Origin of the sequence: Burkholderia sp. LMG 13014 (assembly GCF_905232215.1) — a bacterium.
In the GTDB taxonomy this organism is placed as follows: domain Bacteria; phylum Pseudomonadota; class Gammaproteobacteria; order Burkholderiales; family Burkholderiaceae; genus Burkholderia.
The window spans coordinates 1-1,645 of the sequence record NZ_CAJNKE010000916.1 but is presented as its reverse complement, the minus strand read 5'-3'; the positions used below and the strand labels follow the sequence as shown (position 1 = coordinate 1,645).

The window sequence follows — 1,645 nt, the reverse complement described above, 5'->3', positions numbered from 1 at the left end:
AATGTCATACCCGGGTTCAGATGTCGTAGCGCCAGCTAAATACAGATGTCGCATGTTTCATCGGTTTTCCGACTGTCAGCGTTGAAGCGCCGAGCCTGAAGCAGCAGGGCGCTTACGTTCACCCGCGGGCCTTGGCAGACCGCCGGTTCGACTCTGCTTGATGTGTTTGCGAAGCGACCTGCAGGATGGCTGCTTCGATATCGGCTTCGGTGAACGCACGCTGCTTCTTGGCACCGGGCAACGATGTCTTGGCGCGTACCGGCAGCCCCCGATTGGCACGCGACGGCGAGCCCGAGATCCGTCGATTGTCGCGCTGCGCCTGGATCGCTTCAGCGACCTGCAGCGCGTGACTCAAGCGTTTGTGTTCGATGATCGCGCCTTGATCAACCTCCGCCAGCTTGTCGTAAAGGCGGCATCGCAATACCTCGCCATCGGCCTGTATTTCGATCCGTCCGTCCGGGTACTCCCAGACGTCGATATAGCGATGAACCAGCTTCCTGTTCTCGAGCGTATCGTCCAGCAGATACAGCACACGGTCGTACAACACCGTCAGTGACTTCGATACCCGGCGCGTTTCGCGCCAGGTCATCAGCCGATCCAGATTCTCATCGTTACGCAGCGGCCGGTGCGCATTGAAGTCGCTGCGTGGTGGCTTCGCGAAGCGGGCGTTATACATGGCGATGAAGGAGGGCGCATACGCGTTGGCGTCGGCTACCGTGCTGATGCCACGCAACCTCAACTCCTTCACCAGCCGGTCCTGCAGCGTCAGGTGCGCACGCTCGACACGCCCCTTGGCTGAACTGCTGTTCGCGCAGAACGTGTCGATGTTCAGTTCATACATCGCCCGACCAAACTGCGTCACGCTGCTGCCGGTCTTGCCCGCGTTCGGGCTGCGGAACACGCTGTACTTGTCGCTGTAGAACGCCACCGGCTTGCCATAGCGCTCCAGATACGCCCGCGTGGCTTCGAAGTAGCTGAAGGTCGATTCGGTTGCCGTAAAGTGCAGATGCATCAGCCGGCTCGTCGCGTCGTCGACATACACCAGCAGCGTGCAGGCCGGCGCCCGTTCCTCGAACCACCGATGATCGCTGCCGTCGATCTGGATCAGTTCACCCAGGCACGCCCGGCGCGCTCGCGGCTGGTAGATCTTCGGCGGTCGTTGCCGGCGCGGAATCCAGAGCCCAGCGTCTGTCATCAGCTTCCTGACCGTTTCCTTCGACAACTGCAGCCCATGGCATTCGCAAAGCTTCTCGCAGGCCAGCGTCGGCCCAAAATCGGCGTAGCGCTCCCGAATCAGGCTCAAGGCACGATGCGCCAAATCCTCGGGCAGTTGATGGTTGCTCGCATGGCCACGACGCTGCGAAAGCAGTCCGGCCGGGCCAGCAGCCCGATACCGGGCGACCAGCCGTTCAATCTGCCGTCGACTGATCCCGAGCCGCTCCGCGGCTCGCCAAGGCATCAGACGCTGCTCGATCACGGCTTCCACGACCTTCAGACGATCCAGCTCCCGCATGCTCATGGTGATCAGTCCAGGTTGGCCCACGATGCGCTCCGGCAATTCGAACCGCCGCCAGCATGCGCCGAAACCCTCGAGCTACGACATTTCAACTTTGCCTAGATGCGACATTACAACTTTGCTCTTACA

The 1,645-nt window shown here is 61.1% G+C and carries 1 protein-coding gene; it reads right to left on the bottom strand.

From position 1 onward, the window contains the following. Nucleotides 1–118 precede the first annotated feature (118 nt). Nucleotides 119–1,519: an ISNCY family transposase gene (locus JYJ84_RS36110; RefSeq protein WP_175223708.1), complete on the bottom strand. Its 1,401-nt coding sequence runs from the start codon at nucleotides 1,517–1,519 to the stop codon at nucleotides 119–121. Between the last annotated feature and the right edge of the window lie 126 nt (nucleotides 1,520–1,645).

Bases quoted from the DNA above. Each gene is read 5' to 3' on its own strand.
- JYJ84_RS36110 (WP_175223708.1), bottom strand. From the start codon at position 1,519: ATGAGCATGCGGGAGCTGGATCGTCTGAAGGTCGTGGAAGCCGTGATC.